We start from the raw sequence: 18,964 nt of genomic DNA, 5'->3' as shown, positions 1-18,964 counted from the left end.
CCCGAACATTCGGACTCCCTGACCCCCGGATTCCGGGAACTGGCCTTTCGAGGGCGCATCTGGCAGCGCCGGGCCCTGATTGTCAGTCTTCGCGTTGCACGCCTCGTCGGTACAGGCTTCCGCCGCTTGCTTCCGGCACTGCGCCACCTCGGTCGCGCCCTACAGCGGCGGTGGCGCCGCTCCCTGCAGTTCCGCACTGTCCTTACTACTCTGCTCCTGGCCGTCACGTCCTTCGCAGCGGTTGGGGCGTACCTCTCCCACCAGATCGCCAACAATTTGTTCCAGGAGCGCCTGACGCAGGCGGAGTCGGAGACCCGTTACAACGTCAAGCAGGTCCAGGACACGTTCGACGGCGCCCAGGTCACCGACCAGTCCAGCGTCATAACCCTGGTCTACGACACCCTGAACGCCGTGGAAGGCAGGGGCTCCGTCATCCAGCGCCGCTACGTGTTCGAAGCGATGCCTGAGCAGACCAAGCCCAGGAACCGGTGGGTTGAGTCCCGCGCTTCGGACCAGTTGACGGTGAGTGTTATCCCCCCTGAACTGCGGAAGGCGGTCCAGGAATCCGGGAAGGACCAGTATTGGGCATCCACTGTCATTCCCGTGGGCACCGAGGACAGGCCGGGTATCGCCGTTGGCAACAAGGTGACGTTCAACGGGACCGTTTACGAGCTGTACCTGATCTACGACCTGAATACCGCCCAGCAGACCCTGGATGAAATCCAGCGCGTGCTCTGGGCGGGCGGCGCAGTGCTGGTGCTGTTGATCGGCGCAGTGGCCTGGTACGTGACCCGCAACGTGGTCAGCCCGGTCAGCCACGCCGCCATGGTTTCTGAGAAACTTGCCGCCGGGCAGTTGCAGGAACGCATGGTGGTCCGCGGCGAGGACGAGGTGGCGCGCCTTGGTGCGTCCTTTAACCACATGGCTGCCAGCCTCCAGGAACAGATCACCCAGCTGGCCACCCTGTCCCAGATGCAGCAGCGTTTCGTGTCCGACGTCTCGCACGAGCTCCGGACTCCGCTGACCACCGTGCGCATGGCAGCTGAGGTCCTGTATGACGCCCGCGATGATTTCGACCCCATCAACAAGCGGTCGGCGGAACTGCTCTACAACCAGGTGGAACGCTTCCAGTCACTGCTGTCCGACCTGCTGGAGATTTCCCGCTTCGACGCCGGGGTGGCCGTCCTGGATGCTGAGCCGGAGGACATCCTGCAGGTTGTTGCGCACGTCATCGAAGGCGCGGCGCCGGTGGCGGCTGAATACGGTTCAGAGATCGTCCTCAGTGCCCCCGCCGAGCCCATCGTCGTGGACATGGACGCCCGGCGCATCGACAGGATCCTGCGGAACCTGATCCTCAATGCAGTTGAACACGGTGAGGGGAAACCCGTCACCGTCACCGTGGCAGCCAACCAGGCCGCCGTCGGAATTGCTGTCCGTGACCGCGGCATAGGCATGGAGCCTTCGGAGGCCGCCCGGGTCTTTGACCGGTTCTGGCGTGCGGACCCTGCCCGGGCCCGCACCACGGGCGGCAGCGGACTGGGCCTGTCCATCGCCATGGAGGACACCAAACTGCACAACGGCTGGCTGCAAGCCTGGGGCAGGAAAGGTTCCGGCGCCAACTTCCGGCTCACCCTGCCGCTCCACCAGGGGGAAGACATCGATACGTCGCCTGTCCAGCTCGAACCCGACGACGTCATGGCTCCCGGTGAACCGCGCAACATTCCCAGGGAAATGGACAATCGCAACATGCTGGTCCTTGAAACCGGCGCTGCGCGCCTGGCCCCGGTGCCGACGTCGAAAGAAACTCCATGATGCCCTGTCGCCTGCTCCTGGTGAAGGTGGCCGCCTTCCTGCTCGCCCTTGCGTTCGTGCTGGCCGGCTGCGCGCGCATCCCCACCTCCGGACCAGTGGGAAAGAGCAGCGAAGGCAGCGCGGGCAACCTCAGCGCACCCGTGTTCCTTCCGGCAGCACCGCAGCCGGGCGCCTCGCCCGAGACCATCATCGACTACTTCTACCGGGCCGGAAGCGGGTATGAGGACGACTACGCCGTCGCCCGCCAATATCTGACCCAGGCTTCCTCCGTGTCCTGGAAGCCGGACCAGCGTGCCCTCGTCTACAGGGACGCCCGGGTGGTGGCAACAGACACCGAAAACGTCTACAACTACGAGCTCGACGTCGCCTACACGATCGATGCGGACGGGATCGCCACGCAATCGCCGGAAGGAACAGTGGAGAAGATCCCCGTGACCGTCACCCAGGTGGACGGTGAGTGGCGCATCTCCGCAATTCCAGACGGTACAGCCATCGCCGAAGAGACCTTCAAGGTGATCTACGGCGCCTATCCCATCTACTTCTACGATCCCACCTTCACCTTTGCGGTCCCGGACGTGCGGTGGTTCATCAGGAATAAGACCGTGAAGGCGATGACCAGCGCCCTGCTTGCCGGGCCTGCACCGTACCTGCGGGGCGTGGTGGCCAGCGCTTTCCCCTCCGGCATCAAGCTGGCCCGTGAATCCGTCCCGGTGGTGTCCGGGGCAGCGCAGGTTGACCTGACGGCGAAGGAACTGATGGAGACCTCCCCGGAGGACCGCCTGCGCATGCAGATGCAGCTGACATTGACGTTCCGCAGCCAGCCCGATGTGGTCAATGTGGAGCTGCGGGCGAACCAGGACCTGGTGCGGGTGGAGGACGACGGATCCGTGCTGCCGCCGGTGCAGGACAAGAGCGTGCCGTCGCGCCAGATCGCCATCAGCGGCAACGAACTGGTGAGGTACGAGAACAACAGGGTTTCCCCGCTGCCGGACATGCAGCCGGTCTCGGCACTGAATCCCCGGTTCCCGGCGGAATCCCCGGTATCGCAGACGGCAGCGTTCCTCAACGACGGCAGGACCACCCTCTACGGCATCAACCCTGGACAGCCCGCACGGTCCCTTACCACCCGGAGCACGCTGAGCCGCCCCTCCTTTGACCTCAACGACTGGGTGTGGACTGCAGGGCCGGGAGCGAACGGCGCCACGGAAGTAGTTGCCTACCGCCCGGGCGGGGTGGCCGAGGGGGCGTCCGTCCCTTCGGTCACCCTTGCCCCCGCATGGCTCGCCGGCCGGACCGTCAAGGAACTCCGGATCTCGCGGGAGGGGGTACGGGCCCTGGTCATATCGGAACAGAACGGCAGGACGCGGGTACAGGTGGCCGGCATCATCCGTGGCGGTGACGGAACCCCTCGTGAATTGACGGCACCTGTCACCTTGGCCACCGAGAGCAACCCTGACCAGGGGGCGTGGGTCAGTGACACAACGGTGGCGGTGATGAAGGGGGCGGCGGCGTCCAACGTCACGCCGGAACTGCTGTCCCTCACGTCCGGCCAGCCGCAGCAACTGGCGCCGTGGCCCGGGCTTGTGGCCCTCAGCGCGGGAAATGGCGCCGAAGAGGTCTACGGGCAGTCAGCCGAGGGCATCTTCCAGCGGCTGGGCAACGGCTGGTCACCGCAGATCAAGGGACCTATCGATCCGTCCTTCCCCGGTTAACCACAGGAGCTGCGGCCGAACTGCCGCATGCTCCCCCACACTGTCCACATGGCATGACGGAGGACTGTCCTTCAACGCCCGCGGCCTGGAACGTGGAGCCATGACCAGTCCAGTTTTCCTGCCTCCCCCCGGCCGCTGCCCCCGGACCGATCCCGATCTCTTTCCCCTGCCACCCCGATCCGCCCGGCACCGGTCGGAGCACAGCAGCCGGTTGCTGCGCCTGGCGGAGCAGCTGTCCGGCGCGGCCGCTGAGCTGCTGGCATTGGCCGTTCCGGTGGATTGCGTGTGCTGCGGCGCTGAAGACCACGTGCTCTGCGCCGCCTGCGACCGGCAAATCAGGCGCCTGACCAGGGATCCGTTCCGTGCGGAGACCGGAGCGCCGGCGCTGATGGACATTGGCGGGAGGGTGCTGCTGCCGGTCGTAGCCTCCGGCGTGTACCGGGAGGAACTTGCGCAGGCGCTCCTGTCGTTCAAACGGCATGGCCAGCATCAGCTCAGGAGCAGCCTTGGCAGAGCCCTTGCCCGCGGTGTCCTGGCCGCGGCGGGGGAGGGGCAGGCAGCCTGTCTTGTCCCCGTTCCCACCAGTTCCACGGCCTTCATGAGCAGGGGTTTCAGCCCCGTCCACCTGCTCTTGGCACAGGTGGCGCGGCTGATGCCGGGAGTCACGGTGGCGGACGTCCTCGGCAAGGCCGGCAAGGCGGGCGTCCAGGGGGCCGGAGGGCAGAAGGGGCTCGGCCGGGGAGCCCGGGCCAAGCGTGTTCGCGGCTCAATGAAGGTCCGGCGCCGGGATGGGGTACGGATTGCCGGACGACGCTGCATCATCGTCGACGACGTCCTTACCACCGGCGCCACCCTTGCCGAATCGGCCCGGGCTTTGCACCAGGCGGGGGCCTTAGTCACCGGTGCGGTGGTCCTGGCCGCGACACGCCCGCCCGACGCTGCTGGCGCCGGCACGGATGCCTCCGGGGCCGCGGAAGCAACCATGACTTAGAAAAAAATAAACCGGGAAAGGATGAATAACGGATGGCTATGAACTAACGTCGGTGGTGGGTACCAAGAACAGAATGTACCTGTCGATGGCGGCTCGGAGAGGGGCTTGACTGTCAAACAGCTCGGCCCAGCGAAGTGCCGCCGTCGTGTCACCGAAGTCATTTGGAGGGCACCATGGAGTTTATGATCAGCGGACGAAATCTGACAGTTTCAGACCGGTTCCGCGAATACGCCGGGGAGAAGATCTCAAAGATCGAGTCGCTTGGAGACAAAGTCCAGCGCGTCGATGCCAAAGTCTCCAAGGAGACGAATGCCCGGCAGACCGGCGACCAGCTGACCGTTGAGGTGACAGTATTGGGCCGCGGGCCTGTGATCCGTGCCGAAGCCAGTGCCGCCGACAAGTTCGCAGCGTTCGATCTTGCATACAACAAACTGCTTGAGCGTCTCCGCCGCGCCAAGGACCGCAAGAAGGTCCACCACGGGCGGCACACTCCGAAGGCCGTCCGGGAAGCGACCGCCACACTCGAGCCTGCCAGTACCCACGAACCGCTTTATGTCGAGGCAAGCCACCGGAACGAAGCCACGGCAACGCCTGTTGACAAGTCCCCTTATGACGTGGACAACGACATCCCGGCCGGGGATTCCCCCGTGCTGATCCGCCGCAAGGTCTTTCCGGCCGCATCCCTTTCGCTGGATGACGCCGTGGACAATATGGAGCTTGTGGGCCACGATTTCTACCTCTTCGTGGACAAAGCAACCAACACGCCGTCGGTGGTCTACCGGCGCCGCGGCTGGACCTACGGGGTCATCACGCTTGACCACGAATGCGAGCCCGGGGACACGGTAATCGAGGAAAAGATCCTTGCCTACCGCTCGGATGAATCTGCAGCCAACGCTTAAGGTGGCCATAGCCGCCAGAGAGGACTGACGTGCCACCGCTGAGCCTGGACCAGGCACGGCGGATCGCCTTGGCAGCGCAGGGACTTCACAAAGGACGGCCCGCCGGCCCCGTAACTTCACGGACGGTGGGCCGGACCTTTGCCCAAATACAGCTGGTACAGATCGACTCCGTCAATGTCCTTTCACGCAGCCATTTCCTCCCCTTTTTCTCAAGGCTTGGCAATTACGACCGCACCATCCTGCAGCGGATGTCCGGCACCCACCCACGCCGCATGGTGGAGTACTGGGCCCACGAGGCAAGCTATATCCGGCCCGAGCACTACCAGGACCTCCGGCTCTGGCAACGGCGCGCCTGGGTGGGTGCAGGGCGGATGGATCCCGGCCAGCGCGCCGCCATCACGGCCAAAATACTCGAAACCCTTGCCAGCAGCCGCCCCCTGACGGCTTCGGAACTGACCGCCAGGATTGGCCACGTCGAGGAAAAACAGGAAGCGAACTGGGGCTGGAACTGGAACGCGGTCAAGCGGGTGCTGGAGCATTTGTTTGAGGAGGGGCTGGTCTCCGCGGCCTCCCGGACAGAACAGTTCGAGCGCAAGTACACGCTGGCTGAACGAGTGCTGCCACACGCCGACCGGAACGGCGACGCGGATCCGGCGGCGGCACTGCACCGGCTGACGGAGGCCGCAGCCCAGGCCCACGGCATCGGAAGCATCCGCTGCTTTGCCGACTACTTCCGCACGCCCGTCAAGGCAACCGCCCAGTCCGTTGATCATCTGGTGCGGCTGGGCAGGCTTGAACCCGTAACGGTAACCGGCTGGAAACGTGACATCTACCGGCACGTGGACGCCGTGCTGCCACGCCGGGCCGTGGGGCGCGCCCTGCTCAGCCCGTTCGACTCGCTGGTCTTTGAGCGCCGCCGGCTCGAGGAACTGTTCGGGTTCCACTACAGGATCGAAATCTATACTCCCGAACATAAAAGGCGCTTTGGCTACTACGTCCTTCCGTTTCTCCTCCGCGACAGGATCGTCGCCCGCGTGGACCTGAAAGCCGACCGCGCCGGCGGGAAGCTGCTTGTGAGATCCGCCTTTGCCGAGCCGGAAGCACCGGCGGACACCGGCGTCGAACTCGCCGCGGAACTGGCCCTCATGGCTCAGTGGCTGGGGCTGAGTGAGGTGGAGGTGCAGCCTACGGGCGACCTGGCGCCGGGCCTCGCCAAAGCCGTGGCACTCGGATAGGTGAGTATCAGCTCTGAGGGAAACCGGCGTCTGCCGGTGGTCTCTCCCGTAGACTAAAAACGCCAGAATTCGGCGGCATGAGACTGGGAGCATTTTCACGTGGCATCACTTATCGAAAAACTACTCCGCACGGGTGACAAAAAAACCCTGCGGCAACTGCGGAACTATGCCGACTCCATCAATGCACTCGAAGACTCGTTCAAGACCTTCACCGACGCTGAACTTCGCGAGGAAACGGACCGTCTCCGCGAACGGCACCAGGACGGCGGGAAACTGGACGACCTGCTTCCGGAGGCCTTCGCCGCGGTAAGGGAAGCCGCGTCCCGGACCCTGGGCATGCGGCACTTCGACGTCCAGCTGATGGGTGGCGCCGCCCTGCACCTTGGCAACATCGCCGAAATGAAGACCGGTGAAGGAAAGACCCTGGTGGCAACCGCTCCTGCCTACCTGAATGCCCTCACCGGCAAGGGTGTGCACGTGGTGACTGTGAACGACTACCTGGCCGAATACCAGTCCGACCTGATGGGCCGCGTCTACCGGTTCCTGGGCCTGACCAGCGGGTGCATCCTGTCCAACCAGGATCCTGCCCTGCGGCGCCAGCAGTATGCAGCCGACATCACGTACGGCACCAACAACGAGTTTGGGTTCGACTACCTGCGCGACAACATGGCCTGGGACCGGAACGAACTGGTCCAGCGCGGGCACCACTTCGCCATCGTGGACGAGGTGGACTCCATCCTGATTGACGAGGCACGTACGCCACTGATCATCTCGGGCCCCGCCCAGGGCGACACCAACCGGTGGTACGGCGAGTTTGCAAAGGTTGTTCTCCGGCTGCAGCCAGAGAAGGACTACGAGGTCGATGAGAAAAAGCGGACCGTCGGTGTGCTGGAGAGCGGCATCGAGAAAGTCGAGGACTACCTCGGCATCTCCAACCTGTACGAATCGGCGAACACTCCGCTGATCGGGTTCCTCAACAACGCCATCAAGGCGAAGGAACTGTTCAAGCGGGACAAGGACTACGTCATCCTCGACGGCGAGGTCCTGATTGTTGATGAGCACACGGGCCGCATCCTGGCCGGGCGCCGCTACAACGAGGGCATGCACCAGGCGATCGAGGCCAAGGAAGGCGTCGAGATCAAGGCCGAAAACCAGACGCTGGCCACGGTGACCCTGCAGAACTATTTCCGCATGTACGGCAAGCTTTCCGGCATGACCGGTACCGCGGAAACCGAGGCTGCCGAGTTCATGAGCACCTACAAGCTCGGCGTTGTGCCCATTCCCACCAACCGGGATATGCAGCGCATCGATCAGCCGGACCTGGTCTTCAAGAACGAGACCGTCAAGTTCGACGCCGTGGTGCGTGACATCGCCGAACGCCACGAAAAGGGCCAGCCCGTCCTGGTGGGCACCACCAGCGTTGAAAAGAGCGAATACCTGTCCCGGCTCCTTGCCAAAGAAGGCATCCGGCACGAGGTCCTGAACGCGAAGAACCATGCCCGTGAGGCTGCCATCGTCGCCCAGGCCGGCCGCAAGGGAGCCGTCACCGTGGCTACCAACATGGCCGGCCGTGGTACGGACATCATGCTGGGCGGCAATGCAGAGTTCACCGCGGTTGCCGAACTTGCAAAGCGCGGATTGGACCCGGAGGAAAATTCGGAGGAGTACGAATCCGCCTGGCCGGCAGCCCTGGAAGCAGCCAAGCAGTCGGTGAAGGACGAACATGAGGAAGTGCTGAACCTCGGCGGTCTCTACGTCCTGGGCACGGAGCGGCACGAATCCCGCCGGATCGACAACCAGCTCCGCGGCCGGTCCGGCCGCCAGGGGGACCCGGGCGAGTCCCGCTTCTACCTCTCCCTGACCGATGACCTGATGCGGCTTTTCAACTCTGGTGCTGCTGAACGCCTCATGAACAGCTCGGTACCGGACGACGTCGCGCTGGAATCCAAGCTTGTCTCGCGGGCCATTGCCTCTGCGCAGGGACAGGTGGAAGGCCGCAACGCCGAGCAGCGCAAAAACGTGCTGAAGTACGACGACGTCCTGAACCGCCAGCGCGAGGCCATCTACAGCGACCGCCGCCGAATTCTGGAAGGCGACGACCTGCACGAGAAGGTGCAGTTTTTCGTTGAGGACACCATCACGGCTCTGATCGACGACGCTACGGCGGAAGGGAACGGCGACGACTGGGACTTCCAGCAGCTCTGGACCAACCTGAAGACGCTCTACCCAGTGACCGTCACGGCCGAGGACATCATTGATGAGGCAGGCGGCAAGTCGCGCCTGACGGTTGAATTCCTGAAGGAAGAGCTGCTGTCCGACGCCCGCCTGGTCTACCAGGCACGGGAGGAAGCCATCGGCTCCGAGAGCATGCGGGAGCTGGAACGCCGTGTGGTCCTGTCCGTCATCGGGCGGAAGTGGCAGGAACACCTCTACGAGATGGATTACCTCAAGGAAGGCATTGGCCTGCGCGCCATGGCCCAGCGCGACCCGCTCGTCGAGTACCAGCGTGAAGGGTTTGTCCTTTTCCAGAGCATGATGGAGGCTATCCGCGAAGAAAGTGTTGGGTTCCTGTTCAACCTGGAAGTGGAAGTCACGCCTGCACAGGACGTCGTGGTTCCGGATGCCGCCGGCGGCCACACTGAACATGTTGAGCCACAGGTGAAGGCGGCTGGCCTGGAAGCGCCTGAAAAGCCTGCTCAGCTGCAATACACGGCACCGAGCGAAACCGGCGGAACCCAGACCCGGGTGGAGACGCGATCGTCCGGACGTTCCGGAAATCCCGCCAAGGCAGCGGCGCAGGATGCGGCCCGGCGGTCGACGGGCAAGAAGAAGCGCCGCTGACCCAGCGCTTGTTGATCGGGTGCCCGGACGGTAGGCACCTAAGGAGGCAGGTCCGCAAGTTCCGGACCTGCCTCCTTTCTGCATATCAGCCGATGACAAGTTCGGTCACCCTCCACACCTGCTTGCTGCGCTCCAGTCGGACGGCGACGGCGCGGGCACGGACATCGTCCACCACCACCGCGCTTGCTTCAAAAACACCTTCGGCGACTTCGCAGACGCGGACCGAGCGGACGATGGAATTTCGGTGAAGCCGGGCCAGCGCCGGGTTTCCGGTGCGGTTTATCTCCCGCCTGATGAGGGAAGCGCGGTGCTGAAGATTCCCCAGGCAACGCGGATCCAGCCGGCGGGCCAGTTGGTGGATAGGCCGTATCCCGGCCAGTACTTCCATCGCGGCCTGGACGGTACCGCGGGTGATGGCCCGCACCTCTGCTGTTTCGTCCACTGCCCGAAGCCCTGGTGCATTTGGCGGCCGGGGAGTTCTGGTGCGGCGCTGGTCCAGCGGAACTCCCGCTGTCCCCGGCGCCCGTCCTGTTCCAGGATTGCTGGCTGTTGGTCCCTGGGCGGCACGGATTGGCGTGACTGCAGACATGGATTCCCCTTTGTAGTGGTTTCGTTTGATGAATTCGTGCCGTCGGTGCCCGGCGGGTCAAGTTCCTGCCGGGTGGCGGCTGGTTAGGCAGGTGCCGGCGGAAGCAAAACCTGACCCGGGAGGAGGACATCCGGGTTCTGGCCAATTAGCTCCCTGTTGGCCTCGTACCAGCGCGGCCACTCGAGGGCTACGTCCACGTCCGACGCCCCGTGGCCCAGATGGTTCGCCACAATGCCCCACAGGCTGTCGCCGGCAAGGACGGTCACGGCCCCGGCAGGCCAGCCCGTTGCCGGTGAGGAGAAATCACCCCGGACGGGGGACGCGGCCAGCGGCCCGGGTTCGACGACAGGTTCCCGCGGCTGCCACCCGGGCTCAAATGTTGATGGGGGAGTGTCGCTGGAGGGGGCCTCAGAAGCCGGTGAAGCCGGGGTTCCTGCGGCTTGTTCCCGGGCCAAAGCGTTGTCCCCGGTGTCAGTCGAGGTTCGCTCCTGTCCCTGGCTGGTGGGTGCCCATTCCGGTCCCGGTGCTGCCGCATTGGCTGCAGCCCCGGACAAGAGTTGGAACGACACTGTGGCAATGACCAGCCGCCGCATGAACGCCGGTGCCATGCTGCCTGCCGCTGCGGCGGCACGCATCCTGCCACGTTTCTCAAGATTCAAACTGGCTGCCGCACTGGCGAGAGAAAGCAGCCACCAAAGGAGCAGGATGGCACCGGAGGCTGTTGCGGCCGCCCCCAGAATCTGGTCCACGGTGAATTCGTGGTTCCGGGCAATGGATTCCTGCCATTGGTCGAGGAGCCCCGCGCCGATGACTGAAAGCAGCACGCCCAGGAGCAGCAGGCCGGCGGCTATCGTTGCGTCGGCGCCGAGGGTGGAGTCCGGTCGTGCCATCTTTACCCCTTTGATGCACTTTGATGCAGTTTGATGTGACTGGTTCAGTTTGCTCCCGGATCTTGGTGTTTGTCCAGACGCTGGAGTCCGGAAGTTTTTTGTTGACCCGCGGGGGATGCGGCCCTACTCTGGCCGGATGCGCTGGGATGCACTCTTCAATGACATGGAAAGCCAGTTGGCGGACTCAGACAGGCTCTCGCTCGACGCCGAAGTCAACGAACGCGCCAGGGTCGAGGAGGTGGACTTGGGGCTGGCCGACCGGTTGCGCGCGGCGCTCGGTTGCCTCGTAGGTGTGCATCTGTCCGGCGGGGAAACGCTGCACGGCACACTGAGCCATGCGGGTGCGGACGCCCTGGTCCTGCATGACGATCCTCACCAGATCCTGGTTCCCTACGCCGCGGTGGTCCGGTACACGGGCCTGGGCAGGTTCTCGCGTTCCGAGCCGTCTCAGGTGCGCCGGGCGTTGGGTCTCGCGCACTCTCTGCGTGCCCTCGCCAGGGACCGGGCGGTTCTTACCGTTACCTTGGGATCCGGCGCCGGCACCGTCCGCCTCGAAGGGGTCATCGACAGGGTGGGCAGGGATTACCTCGACCTCGCGGCAGTGGTTCCGGGGGAGCCGCGGCGAAGCCCTCACGTCACGGGGGTTTCGACCGTTCCGTTCGCGGCATTGGCAGCTATCAGGTCGCCCCTTGTGCGGGACATGTGACCGCACGGCCGGAAGGTCTCCGGGGCGCGTGCCTGGTCAGACGGACCGGGACTTGGACTCCTGGATCATGCGGCTGGCCTCGGCGTAGCGCTCCTCGATGTACTGCTCGAGCATTTTCTCTTCCACGCGCCACTGGCCGCGCCCGCCCACCTGGATAGCCTTCAGTTCTCCGCTTCGCACCAGTGCGTACGCGGCAGGCGAATTGATCTGGAGCTGCTCGGCGACATCCGCGAGCGTCAGGAACCTGGGCATGCCTCCATTTTGCCATTGCCTGAAGGATTTTGCGTTCGTTATCCACAGATTGGCATTGTTTACACCAATCACTTTCGTTTGGCAGCCCAGGCCGCAACAATGAGGTGTCCGGCCGCAACGGGGGTGCCGGCGCTATCAGGGGGAGACACGGCATGGTTCCAGAATCGACAGCCACGGCTGGGCGCCTGAGGCGCCCCTCCTGGAAGGATCCCCGGCTGCTGGTGGGCATACTGCTGGTCCTGGTGTCCGTGGCAGGGGTTGTCTTCCTGATCAACGGTGCGGATCGGACCACGGAGGTCTACGCGGCCCGTGACGGCATCGCAGTGGGAGAGGAGCTGACCCCTGAAAACGTTGTCCGGGCCAAGGTTCGGCTAGGCGAAACCGAGCAGCACTACATCCCCGTTGAATCCGGTTTGCCGGAAGGGGTGGTGGCCGTGCAGCGGATCGGCAAGGACCAGCTTGTACCCCGGGCAAGCCTTGGTGAAGTTGATGACCTTGACCGCAAACCGGTGGCTATCAGCATCGAGGAGACCCTTCCGTCGCAGGCGGTAGCTGGTGCCAGGGTAGACGTTTGGGTAGCCCAGCCGGATGCGAAGAACGGCTTCAGCGAGCCAAAGCTCCTTCTTCCCGGAGCTGAGATAGCTGAGGTGGCAGAAGGTTCCTCTGCGCTCGGCTCCACCAAGACAACGGTGCTCATGGTCCTCGTGGAGGACGGCCAGATGCCGGCTCTGCTCGGCGCGCAGGCCAACGAAGCCAAGATTTCGGTTGTCTGGAATCCGGGTGGCGGAACGCGATGAGTATTCCGGTGGTCACCGTCGGCCAGAGCCGGGAGGATCTGGTGGGCGGACTTGAACGGCTGCACGGCCCTGTCACTGTCGTCAGGAGATGCGCCGAACTCCCGGAACTGCTGGCCGCATGCCAAAGCGGGCTGGCGCGGGCTGCTGTGGTTGCGGATGGCAGTGAGGGATTGACGGCTTCGCTCGTGGACAGGCTTGAAGCCGTGGGAGTCGCCATCATCGCGCTGACGGATAATGCCGAAGAAGCCGCCAGGCTGCGGAAAATCGGCGTCTCCTGTGCTTTGTCCGGGGTGGAATCAGCTGAGTTGTCCCGACGGATCGCGGAAGCAGTAGAACAATTAACGACTGCAGGCCGGCTATCCTCCGGCCGTACCTCCTCCCTTGCGGACACCGGCGCAGCCCTCCAGGCGGAGCCGGCTGACACACCCGCAACTTCTCCCGAGGGTCCCGGGGCAGGACGGATTATTGCCGTGTGGGGTCCGGCAGGGTCTCCGGGACGCACCACCCTCGCGGCTAACATCGCCGGCGAGCTGGCCGCGGACGGGCAACAGGTGCTCCTCATTGATGCCGACAGTTACGGAGCAAGTATCGCCGCCGTGCTGGGTTTGCTGGATGAATCAGCCGGCTTGGCGCAGGCCTGCAGGCTGGCCGACCAGGGGAGGCTGGACGATTCCGCCCTGGAACGGATTGCCACCCCGGTTGCCACTGCTTCCGGCACCTTCAGGGTGTTGACCGGCATTACCCGGGCAGACCGGTGGACCGAGCTTCGGGCGCCCGCCCTTGCGCTGGTCCTGGAGCGGGCACGCCGGAACGCTGACGCCATCATTGTCGATACAGGGTTTTGCCTCGAAGCAGATGAGGAACTCAGCTTCGACACCATGGCCCCCCGCCGCAATGCCGCCACGCTGCGTCCGCTCGAGCTGGCCGACACAATTTATGCGGTCGGCGCCGCGGATCCGGTGGGAGTGCCGCGCCTGGTGCGTGGGCTTGCAGAACTTGAGGCCGCAGTGCCGCAGGCCTCTCCGGTTGTGGTGATGAACAAGGTACGTGCATCGTCTGTGGGCAGGAATCCTGAACGGCAGTTGCGTGACGCCTGGGAGAGGTTTGGCCCGGCGTCTGCCCTCAGGGAGTTCCTTCCCTATGACCCCGCAGCTGCGGACGCAGCCCTCCTGTCAGGTTCACTGCTGCTTGAGGCGGCACCCGAGTCGACGCTTCGCCGTGCAGTGCGTAGGCTCGTTTGTGCACCTGACCAGCAAAAGTCCAGATCCTCTGTTTTTTCTTCCACAGCACGGCGCCGGGCAAAGGACTAGGCTCGCCATAAGAGCTGCAATGGAGCGGCAAAAACTTGTGATGGAGGCGTGTGTCGATGTCGTCGGGATCCAGCGTGGAGGATCAGCCCCTTTCTATTGAAGGCGCTGAGGGCTTCATTGGGGACTACTACCAGCATCTGGCCGAGGAGGACGCGCGGAGCTATCCCCGCGAGATACTCGTGGCCCGGGCAGAGAACCACCGTGAGGTTGCGGCTGTACGGCGGCCCGGCCAGGCGAAAACCGCCATCATCGACGAGGAAGACAGCAGTGTCGTCTTCGTGGTCACGGACGACATGCCGTTCCTGGTTGATTCGGTCAACGCGGAACTCGTCCGCCAGCACGCCGCAATCAAGCTGGTGGTCCACCCCCTGATCGTCGCCACCCGCAACAGGGAAAACGGAAACCTGGTCAAAGTGAACAGGGTCCCGTCCCACATCGGAATCTCCAGCGGTGACACGGCGGCGATGCCCAGCCTGTCCCACCTCATTGCGCAGGGCGAAGACGCCTCGCACATGGAGTCCTGGATCGCCGTCGAAATTAACCGCGTGTCCGAGGAAGCCAAGACTTCATTGCTTGAGGGCCTCAACCGCGTCCTTAAAGATGTCCGTGCTGCCGTGGAGGACTGGCCGAAAATGCGCCAGAAGGCCCGCCAGATCTCCGAGAGCTTGGACCAGGTGGCAAACCCGGCTCAGATTGCCGAGCTGCGGCAGGCGAAGGACCTCCTCCGCTGGCTGGACGACGGCAACTTCACCTTCCTGGGCTACCGGGAGTACGACCTCATCAATGTGGACGGCGAGGATGTCCTTGAGCTGCGCGAGGACAGCGGGCTGGGGCTCCTGCGGGCGGCCGCCGACTCACCGCATATCCAGCACCTCACCGACACGGGGCGGAAGAAGGCGCGGGAAAAGCGGGCACTTGTCATCACCAAGGCCAACTCCCGCTCCACCGTCCACCGCTCCGCCTACCTGGACTACATCGGGGTCAAGAGCTTCGACGCCGCCGGCAACGTCAACGGCGAGCGCCGATTTATCGGACTCTTTGCCACCAGCGCCTACACCGGCTCCGTCCGGAACATCCCGATTGTCCGCGAGAAAGTGGACGCCGTCCTGCGCAGCGCCGGCTTCCCGCCTGACTCCCACTCCGGCAAGGACCTGCTGGGAATCCTGGAAACCTACCCCCGAGACGAACTCTTCCAGATTGAAGTCCCTGACCTGGCCGCAACTGCCCTGGGCATCCAAAAACTGCAGGAGCGCCGCAGGACCCGGCTGTTCCTGAGGCCGGACATCTACGGACGGTTCATGTCCGCCGTCGTCTACCTTCCCCGCGACCGGTACACCACCAATGTCCGGCTCCGCATCGAACAGGAACTGCGCGAAACGTTCCAGGCCGTGTCCATTGACTACGAGGCACGCATGACCGAGTCGGCACTCGCACGCCTGTTCTTCCGCATCCGCCTGCCCAAGAACGCGGACGTCAGCCACGTGAACACGGCCGAACTCGAGAAACGGCTGGTCCGCGCGGCCCGCTCCTGGAGCGAAGGCATCGCCGAGGTCCTGCGTGAGGGGCGGGATGCCGAGGAAGCGAAGGAGCTCGCCGCTATCTGGGCTGAAGCCTTCCCCGCAAGCTACCGGGTGGATTACGAGGTGGAGGATGCCCTGGAGGACATCGCCCGCTTCGAGAAATACGGTGCGGCCGCCGAACGTGCGGTGGGAGCCCGCCAGGAACGGCCCGGTGTCCACGTCTACCTTCCCGAAGGGGCAGGGGCGACGCTCGAAGAGGACGCCCGTGTGAAGCTCTACATGCTTGAGCCCAAGAGCCTGAGTCAGATCCTGCCCTACTTCCACAACCTGGGGCTTGAAGTCCTCGACGAGCGCCCGTTCGAGATTGAAACCGCGGACCGCCGTGACTTCTTCCTGTACGACCTGGGGCTGAAGTACCCGGCGGGTGTGGATCCCGTGTCCACCGGCGAACTGCTGGCCGACTCGTTCAGTGCCGCAGTGACAGGGGCCGCCGAATCGGATGCGTTTGACCGGCTTGTCCTCCGTGAGGGCATGCACTGGCGGCAGGTCACCGTGCTCCGCGCATACGCCCGGTACATGCGGCAAATGGGAAACAGCAACTCCTTCGGCTTCATGGCGGACACCCTGCTGGCCAACCCGGACGTCGCCAGGGGCCTGAGCGCGCTGTTTGCTGCGCGCTTCGACCCGGATCTCAACGACGCCGAGCGGGCGGACGCCCAGGAGACCGTGCGGCAGGAGCTCGCTGCCTCGATTGAGAAGGTGGCCACGCTCGACGCCGACAGGGTCCTGCGCACGTTCGCCAACCTGATCGAGGCCACACTGCGGACCAATTACTACCAGGACAAGCGGCACCTGAGCTTCAAGCTTGATCCCTCCCGGATCGACGGGCTGCCGTTCCCGCGGCCCATGTTCGAAATCTGGGTTTACGCACCCCGGGTGGAGGGTGTCCACCTCCGCTTCGGCAAGGTTGCCCGCGGCGGGCTGCGCTGGTCGGACCGCCGGGAGGACTTCCGCACCGAGGTCCTGGGCCTGGTGAAGGCGCAAACCGTCAAGAACGCCGTCATCGTGCCCACCGGTGCGAAGGGCGGATTCTTCGCCAAGCAGCTTCCGGACCCCGCTGTTGACCGGGCCGCCTGGATGGCTGAGGGGGTCGAGAGCTACAAGACGTTCATCAGCGGCCTGCTCGACCTCACCGACAACCTCGTAACGGAAGGCGACGGCGAAAGGCTCGTGCCGCCGTCGAACGTTGTCCGGCACGACGACGACGATTCCTACCTCGTGGTGGCTGCAGACAAGGGAACGGCCACGTTCTCCGACATCGCAAACGGACTGGCCGCGGAATACGGGTTCTGGCTGGGCGACGCCTTCGCCTCCGGGGGATCCGTGGGATACGACCACAAGGCCATGGGCATCACTGCCCGCGGTGCCTGGGAATCCGTGAAGCGCCACTTCAGCGAACTCGACCTGGACACCCAAACCCAGCCATTCACGGTGGTAGGCGTCGGCGACATGTCAGGTGACGTCTTTGGCAACGGGATGCTGCTCTCACGGCACATCCGCCTGGTGGCCGCCTTCGACCACCGCCACATCTTCCTGGACCCCAACCCGGACGAGGAGGCCTCGTTCGTGGAACGTCAGCGGCTGTTCGAACTGCCGAGGTCGTCCTGGGACGACTACGACAAATCGCTCATCAGCGAGGGCGGGGGTGTCTTCCCGCGGCAGACCAAATCGATTCCGGTATCGCCGCCGGTCCGCGCAGCGCTGGGGCTTCCCGCCGAGACGACCGAACTCAGCCCGCCGGAACTCCTGCGGGCGATCCTCCTGGCCCCCGCCGACCTGCTGTACAACGGTGGCATCGGGACCTACGTCAAGGCCAGCACGGAGTCCAACGCGTCGGTGGGGGACAAGGCGAACGATGCCATCCGGGTTGACGGCCGGGACCTGCGCGTCAAGGTGGTGGGTGAAGGTGGAAACCTCGGCATGACCCAGCGCGGCCGGATCGAAGCCGCACTGCAAGGGGTGATCCTCAATACCGACGCCATCGACAACTCCGCCGGCGTGGACTGCTCCGACCATGAGGTCAACATCAAGATCTTCGTCGACCGGATGGTTGCGGCGGGCAAGCTCTCCCCGGAGGAACGGCCCGCGTTCCTCGCCTCGATGACCGATGAAGTCGCCCGTCTGGTGCTGGAAGACAATATCGACCAGAACATCCTGCTGCTGAATGACCGGACCAAGGTGGCCGAGTGGAGCCCTAGCTACGAGCGGCTGATGGACTGGCTGGAAAAGAAAGCCGACCTGAAGCGGGACCTCGAGGCGCTGCCCACCACGGAGTCATTGCGCGAGCGTCTGCAGCAAGGCCAGGGGCTGACGTCGCCTGAGCTTTCGGTCCTCGCAGCGTACGCGAAGATCGAACTGACGTCCGCACTCCGGGACAGCAAGCTTGCCGACGACCCGTGGTTCCGGCAGACGCTGCGGGACTACTTCCCCCGGCAGCTGCGCGAGCGCTTCGACGCCGAACTGGACACCCACCCGCTGCGCCGTGAAATCATCGCGACGGTGGTGGCCAACGACATCATCAACCTCGGAGGCATCACCTTCGCCTTCCGGGTCATGGAAGAGACCTCGGCCAGTGAAGTTGCTGTCGCCAAGGCGTTTGTGGCGCTGCGGGAAATCTACGAACTGGATTCGATGGTCGGGGAGCTCAACAGCCTGCCTGCATCGTTCCCGACGGAGCACTGGAGCACCGTGCACCTCGATATCCGGCGCCTGCTGGACCGCGCGGTCAGGTGGCTCCTCACCCAGGGGTCCATTTCCCAGCCGATTGCGGATGTGGTGGCCGAGTTCAAGCCGTTGATGGATCCGATGCGTGCCCGCCTGCTGGACTACCTGCGCGGTGATGACCGGGAACGGGTTGCCGGCTGGCTTGAAACAGGGCGTGAATGGGAACTTCCGGAAGGGCTTGCACTGCGGTGGGCCGAGCTCTTCGAGAGCTTCGTGCTGCTGGATATCGCCAAGATAGCCCGGGCGCGGAAGGAACCGGTGGAGGAGATCGCTGCCGTTTACTACACCGTGTTCAACCGCTTCCATGCAGACTCGCTGCTGGAACGGATCAGCAGCCTTCCCCGGCAGGACCGGTGGCAGGCCCTGGCCAGGGCGGCACTGCGGGACGATTTGTATTCCACAGTTTCGGATATGACGACGGCGGTGCTGGACGCTACAGAGCCGGGTGACTCGCCGGAGGCGCGCCTTAAGGAATGGGAGGCGCGGAACGCCGAGCATCTGGGACGGGCGAAGAGCATGTTCGACGAGGTGAACGCCCTCGAGTCAGACGATATGGCTTCACTGTCGGTAGCATTGAGGCTCTTGAGGTCAATCGTCCGACGCTAGCCAATTCGGCGTCGCAAATG

At 64.4% G+C, this 18,964-nt stretch carries 13 protein-coding genes; 10 read left to right on the top strand and 3 right to left on the bottom strand.

The genetic code is table 11. The features are described from left to right. Nucleotides 1–18: 18 nt before the first annotated feature. From mtrB to secA, 6 genes are all read left to right on the top strand, one after another. Nucleotides 19–1,812, top strand: a complete 1,794-nt coding sequence (mtrB, locus tag AC5RT3_RS17620; protein ID WP_494124797.1) for an MtrAB system histidine kinase MtrB — start codon at nt 19–21, stop codon at nt 1,810–1,812. Beyond that, entirely contained in the window at nt 1,812–3,524 is a 1,713-nt protein-coding gene (locus AC5RT3_RS17615; RefSeq protein WP_494051341.1) for an LpqB family beta-propeller domain-containing protein, read from the top strand. Before mtrB ends, AC5RT3_RS17615 begins: the two co-directional genes overlap by 1 nt. 100 nt (nt 3,525–3,624) lie before the next feature. After that, on the top strand, nt 3,625–4,515 hold the full coding sequence (locus AC5RT3_RS17610; RefSeq protein ID WP_494124783.1) for a ComF family protein: 891 nt from the start codon (nt 3,625–3,627) through the stop codon (nt 4,513–4,515). A 173-nt stretch (nt 4,516–4,688) separates the two neighbouring features. Next, nucleotides 4,689–5,414, top strand: a complete 726-nt coding sequence (gene hpf, locus AC5RT3_RS17605) for a ribosome hibernation-promoting factor, HPF/YfiA family (protein WP_494050836.1) — start codon at nt 4,689–4,691, stop codon at nt 5,412–5,414. A 29-nt stretch (nt 5,415–5,443) separates the two neighbouring features. Next, nucleotides 5,444–6,649, top strand: a complete 1,206-nt coding sequence (locus AC5RT3_RS17600) for a winged helix-turn-helix domain-containing protein (protein ID WP_494124782.1) — start codon at nt 5,444–5,446, stop codon at nt 6,647–6,649. Between the two features lie 99 nt (nt 6,650–6,748). Continuing rightward, entirely contained in the window at nt 6,749–9,490 is a 2,742-nt protein-coding gene (secA, locus tag AC5RT3_RS17595; protein ID WP_494124781.1) for a preprotein translocase subunit SecA, read from the top strand. An 85-nt stretch (nt 9,491–9,575) separates the two neighbouring features. On the opposite strand, the gene AC5RT3_RS17590 is transcribed toward secA, so the two are convergent. Together AC5RT3_RS17590 and AC5RT3_RS17585 are read right to left on the bottom strand one after the other, a co-directional pair. After that, on the bottom strand, nt 9,576–9,932 hold the full coding sequence (locus AC5RT3_RS17590; RefSeq protein ID WP_494050834.1) for an Rv3235 family protein: 357 nt from the start codon (nt 9,930–9,932) through the stop codon (nt 9,576–9,578). Between the two features lie 230 nt (nt 9,933–10,162). Beyond that, nucleotides 10,163–10,969 (bottom strand): LysM peptidoglycan-binding domain-containing protein, encoded by an 807-nt coding sequence (locus AC5RT3_RS17585; RefSeq protein WP_494124780.1) that lies wholly within the window; start codon nt 10,967–10,969, stop codon nt 10,163–10,165. Between the two features lie 136 nt (nt 10,970–11,105). Here AC5RT3_RS17585 and AC5RT3_RS17580 point away from each other — a divergent pair, with 136 nt between their 5' ends. After that, a complete protein-coding gene (locus tag AC5RT3_RS17580) occupies nt 11,106–11,675 on the top strand; it encodes a hypothetical protein (protein ID WP_494124779.1) in 570 nt (189 codons plus the stop codon). Nucleotides 11,676–11,711: 36 nt separating this feature from the next. On the opposite strand, the gene AC5RT3_RS17575 is transcribed toward AC5RT3_RS17580, so the two are convergent. Next, on the bottom strand, nt 11,712–11,927 hold the full coding sequence (locus tag AC5RT3_RS17575) for a helix-turn-helix domain-containing protein (protein ID WP_009356834.1): 216 nt from the start codon (nt 11,925–11,927) through the stop codon (nt 11,712–11,714). A gap of 152 nt (nt 11,928–12,079) precedes the next feature. Between AC5RT3_RS17575 and AC5RT3_RS17570 the strand changes: the two genes are divergently transcribed. From AC5RT3_RS17570 to AC5RT3_RS17560, 3 genes are read left to right on the top strand one after another with little or no spacing between them, the layout of a single operon-like run. Further along, a complete protein-coding gene (locus tag AC5RT3_RS17570; protein WP_494124778.1) occupies nt 12,080–12,724 on the top strand; it encodes a hypothetical protein in 645 nt (214 codons plus the stop codon). Continuing rightward, nucleotides 12,721–14,034 carry a CpaE/TadZ family protein gene (locus AC5RT3_RS17565; protein WP_494124777.1) on the top strand — a complete coding sequence of 438 codons (1,314 nt, stop codon included), beginning with the start codon at nt 12,721–12,723 and terminating at the stop codon, nt 14,032–14,034. Before AC5RT3_RS17570 ends, AC5RT3_RS17565 begins: the two co-directional genes overlap by 4 nt. 56 nt (nt 14,035–14,090) lie before the next feature. Next, nucleotides 14,091–18,944 (top strand): NAD-glutamate dehydrogenase, encoded by a 4,854-nt coding sequence (locus tag AC5RT3_RS17560; protein ID WP_494124776.1) that lies wholly within the window; start codon nt 14,091–14,093, stop codon nt 18,942–18,944. The last annotated feature ends 20 nt before the right edge of the window (nt 18,945–18,964 follow it).

The sequence above is a fragment of the Arthrobacter sp. Y3221159 genome, from assembly GCF_059089885.1.
Note: the sequence above shows the minus strand (reverse complement) of the source record. Positions and strands in the feature narration are given on the sequence as shown.

What these genes read in the sequence shown, in the direction of transcription:
- AC5RT3_RS17565 (WP_494124777.1), top strand. Translation starts at nt 12,721, where the DNA reads ATGAGTATTCCGGTGGTCACCGTCGGCCAGAGCCGGGAGGATCTGGTG.
- AC5RT3_RS17570 (WP_494124778.1), top strand. Translation starts at nt 12,080, where the DNA reads ATGGTTCCAGAATCGACAGCCACGGCTGGGCGCCTGAGGCGCCCCTCC.
- AC5RT3_RS17615 (WP_494051341.1), top strand. Translation starts at nt 1,812, where the DNA reads ATGCCCTGTCGCCTGCTCCTGGTGAAGGTGGCCGCCTTCCTGCTCGCC.
- AC5RT3_RS17610 (WP_494124783.1), top strand. Translation starts at nt 3,625, where the DNA reads ATGACCAGTCCAGTTTTCCTGCCTCCCCCCGGCCGCTGCCCCCGGACC.
- AC5RT3_RS17575 (WP_009356834.1), bottom strand. Translation starts at nt 11,927, where the DNA reads ATGCCCAGGTTCCTGACGCTCGCGGATGTCGCCGAGCAGCTCCAGATC.
- AC5RT3_RS17560 (WP_494124776.1), top strand. Translation starts at nt 14,091, where the DNA reads ATGTCGTCGGGATCCAGCGTGGAGGATCAGCCCCTTTCTATTGAAGGC.
- hpf (WP_494050836.1), top strand. Translation starts at nt 4,689, where the DNA reads ATGGAGTTTATGATCAGCGGACGAAATCTGACAGTTTCAGACCGGTTC.
- AC5RT3_RS17580 (WP_494124779.1), top strand. Translation starts at nt 11,106, where the DNA reads ATGCGCTGGGATGCACTCTTCAATGACATGGAAAGCCAGTTGGCGGAC.
- AC5RT3_RS17585 (WP_494124780.1), bottom strand. Translation starts at nt 10,969, where the DNA reads ATGGCACGACCGGACTCCACCCTCGGCGCCGACGCAACGATAGCCGCC.